At 58.5% G+C, this 3657-nt stretch carries 3 protein-coding genes; all 3 read right to left on the bottom strand.

Annotated features, from left to right (window positions below; genetic code table 11):
• Positions 1–100: 100 nt before the first annotated feature.
• From CDO44_RS01770 to CDO44_RS01780, 3 genes are read right to left on the bottom strand one after another with little or no spacing between them, the layout of a single operon-like run.
• Positions 101–1336, bottom strand: coding sequence for an MFS transporter (locus CDO44_RS01770; protein WP_170265907.1), 1236 nt, complete (start codon positions 1334–1336; stop codon positions 101–103).
• The gene (locus CDO44_RS01775) at positions 1333–2976 is read right to left on the bottom strand and encodes a phosphoethanolamine--lipid A transferase MCR-5.1 (protein WP_053821788.1); all 1644 of its coding nucleotides are present in this window, start codon (positions 2974–2976) and stop codon (positions 1333–1335) included. Before CDO44_RS01775 ends, CDO44_RS01770 begins: the two co-directional genes overlap by 4 nt.
• 18 nt (positions 2977–2994) lie before the next feature.
• Entirely contained in the window at positions 2995–3537 is a 543-nt protein-coding gene (locus CDO44_RS01780; RefSeq protein ID WP_053821787.1) for a Chromate resistance protein ChrB, read from the bottom strand.
• Positions 3538–3657 lie beyond the last annotated feature (120 nt).

Below are 3657 nucleotides of genomic sequence, written 5' to 3' on the forward strand. Positions count from 1 at the left end.
GGGGTCGTCTCAGAAAACGGAAAAAATCGTACGCTAAGCACCGCAAAGAAACTCGTGATGGACAGGCACGCTACGGTCGCGGGTCGTGCCTGCCCATTGCTCAGTTGCCCTTGACGCGCAACAGTGTCAGCGTACCGGCAGCCATCAACACGGCCGCCAGCCCGAAACCGACCACAGGCGAGACCGCCGTCCACACCACGCCGACCGAGGCGCTGGAAATGAACTTGGCAGCGCCATTGACGGTGCCCAGCGCGCCATAGCTCATCGCCAGCGTGTCCGGCTGCACCATCTCGGCCGTCACGGTGGACTCCAGCGCTTCCTGGACCGCCACGTACAGACCGGCAATGAAGAACACCCCGGCCAGCAGCGGCACGCTGGCTATGCCCAGCCAGAATGCGAGCGCCGTCAGCACCGCCGTCAGTGTGCCCAGCACATAACCGGCAATCAGCACCGGCAAGTGGCCGACACGATCCGCCAGCACGCCCACTGGGTAGGAAACAGCGACCTGCACGAGGTTGCGCCACACATAGAGAAGGCCAGCCACCTGTGCCGCCTGGATAACGCCCAGCGAGGGGGTCAGCAAGGTCGTGGCCGCCAGGATCAACAGGCTGTGCGAGAAATCACCGATGCCAAAGATGCCGACCGCGCCGAGATAGCGTTTGAACCGGGCGGGCAGGCCACGCAGCGAGCTGAAGAACTTCAGGGCCGGGTTGGGCGAATGCTCCGGGTCTTTGACCAGCGTGAGAAACGCCAGCACGGCTAAGACACCCGGAATCACCGACAGCCATAATACGAGCCGGAAGGGTCCAGCCGCGTCGCTCCAATGAATGCCTTGCGCCCAACCCAGCAGCGCGACGCCCAGCAAGGGGCCGATCACCGCACCCACGGTGTCGGCAGCCCGGTGAAAGCCGAAGGCGCGGCCACGCGTTTCCGGCGACACGGCCTGGATAACGATGGCATCACGCAGCGGGCCGCGCAGCCCTTTGCCGAACCAGGACACGATGCGCCCCAGCAGCAGGAGGGGCCAGCCAGCCGCCAGCGCGATCAGCACCTGCCCCAACGGGGTCAGTCCGTAGCCGACCATCACAAAGAGCTTGCGGTGTCCCAGCTTGTCGGCGATGTAGCCAGACACCATCTTGGTGAATGCGGCGATGGCGTCGGCAATGCCTTCGATGAGGCCAAGCACGGCGGCGGGAATGCCGAGTACGGCCAGAAAGCCAGGCAGGATGACCGTGGTGGTTTCGTAGCAGAAATCCCCCAATGAGCTCGTGATCCCCGCACCTGCGACGGTGCGGTTGAGCCAGCGTTTCGGCGGATCATCCGTTGACGTCGTCATTGTGGTTGTCCTTTTCTGCATGTTGCCAGAAGGTCCAACTCTGGCGTGTAGGCAGCGGTTTTCACGTCGAACATCCCGAGCAAGGTGTGAAACAGGTGATCGTGACTTACCGGTGCCCGAGAGGCATGAGTTTGCATACAGGCTTGGTCGGCATAAACCTGACTCGACTGCCACCAGATCATCGGCACCTTGATCTGCTCATCCGGCGCGATGACGTAAGGTATGCCATGGAGATACAGGCCTTTCTCGCCGAGCGATTCCCCATGATCGGAAACGTACAGCAGCGCCGTGTCGTGTGAGCGGATGCCGGACAGCAGGTCAATGGTACGGGCAAGCACATGATCGGTGTAAAGCACGGCGTTGTCGTAGGTGTTCACCAAGGCTTCATGCGAACAGCTGGCCAGATCGGTGGTGTCGCAGGTTGGCGACCAGCGTCGGTAGCTTGCGGGATAGCGCTGGAAATACGCTGGGCCGTGATTGCCCAGCATATGCAGAACGATCAGCATATCGCTGCGGCTTGTTGTTATCTTCTCGGCCAACCCTTCGAGCAGAATTTCATCCAGGCAGCGCTCGCCATGGCACAGTGTGGGATGGCCTGCCGAAGACAGGTTTTCAAAGGGCAGTCCATCACAGACGCCTTTACAGCCCGACTGGTTATCGCGCCAGAGAATGTTGACGTCACTACGGTTTAAAACGTGCAGCACGGACTCGCGCCGACGAATCTGGCGTTCGTCGTAGTCGCGCCGACCATTGAGGGAAAACATGCAGGGAAGGGATGTAGCCGTATCCGTCCCGCAACTGGTGACATCGGAAAAATTGATCACGTCGCGTGCGGCCAACTCAGGGGTGGTTTGTCGTTCATAGCCGCTCAACCCCCAATTAGCCGCCCTGACGGTTTCCCCGACAACCAGTACGAGAGCACGAGGACGGCGGCCTTGTTCTTGAGGCCCTCGATGCGCATCGGCTGCAACGACTTCCCTTGCTTCGTCTGCTGACGATGACGCCTGTTCAGTCAAAACCCGAATGCCCGAGATGACGTAGTTTGCAGGAGTGATCAAATAGCGAAGCGGCTTGTTTTCACGAAGCGTGGGTATCAGCACATCCATGACTGGCCACAGACCCATGGAAATCATGGCGAGAGCGCCAGCCAGACAAGCGCTGCGCATCATTACCGCTTGTTTCCAGCCCGTTCGTAAAACCCTGACTCTCGCAATCCACCACACGGATACGGCTGCAACCAACAAGTAGGGCAGCATTCTCCATTGCAACAGCTCACTGGCTTCCCTGACGTCCGTCTCCATCAGATTCCGCAGCATGGCCTTGTCGAGATAAACCCCGTAGTTGCGCATGAAATAAACGGCGGCGGGCGTCATGACAGCAAGCAGAATCAGTAGTGGCTTGACACTCCAGCGCGTGGCCACCAGAAGGAGCAACAACCATTGCAGCCCGGTGATCAGCAACCCAGTGCAAAGGAGCATTAGCCATGTTCCAGAAGTTAGGGAGTCGCGTCCAGCAAGAAGGGCATTCCAAAACACGCCATTGCACAGCAGGGTGAACACAAGGCTGATGAACAGAGTCAAAAATTCAGTGCGCACTTGCGGGCGCATTTTCAAGAAAGTGATAAATGCAGACAACCGCATGAAATATGTCCTCTTCTTTCAACGGTTTTCATCGTGAGCGTCGAACACCCGTTGCGCGTAGGCGTCCAGCAAGGCTTCGCAGCCTTTGAGCCGTTCGGCTGCCTCTGCGGCCAGCGTGGCACCGTAGAAGTCGAGCTTGGCGATTTTTTCCAGCCAGGACTGGAGCTTCTTCAGATCGACATCGTTTTCTTCCAACTCGGCGTAGGTGAAGTGCTGAACTTCGGTTTCGTGGGCGATCTCGGCCTCGAAGTCGGCGCACTTGCCAAGGAGTTCTTTGTATTCCTCGTCGCGGTCTGCCTTGAAGCGGGCAATGACTTTGTCTTCCTGAGCACGATCAAGCGCAACCGTTTCCAGCAGGACGGAATCGCCCGCCATTTCGTTGATCTCGTTCTCGATGATCTTGAGTCGCCGGGTGTGATCGTCGGTCTTGGGCAGCAAGCAGACGCCGTTTTGTAGATAGACAGCGCCCATGCCTTTGAGCTTGCGCCACAGCGCGATGCGCTTCTTGGCCGGTTCGGGTGGCACCTTGTAGGTGAGCAATAACCAGTTTTGTGCGTTCATTCAAACATCTTCATGCATTAGATGTGAACAACTATAACGTAACGGCCGTTTCATTTCAATAGAAACATAAAGCAAAGCACCCTACGCGCTGGCCAATGCCGTCCGGTTGAGGCATACCCT

It is taken from the genome of Pigmentiphaga sp. NML080357 (assembly GCF_002188465.1).
In the GTDB taxonomy this organism is placed as follows: Bacteria; Pseudomonadota; Gammaproteobacteria; order Burkholderiales; family Burkholderiaceae_B; genus Pigmentiphaga.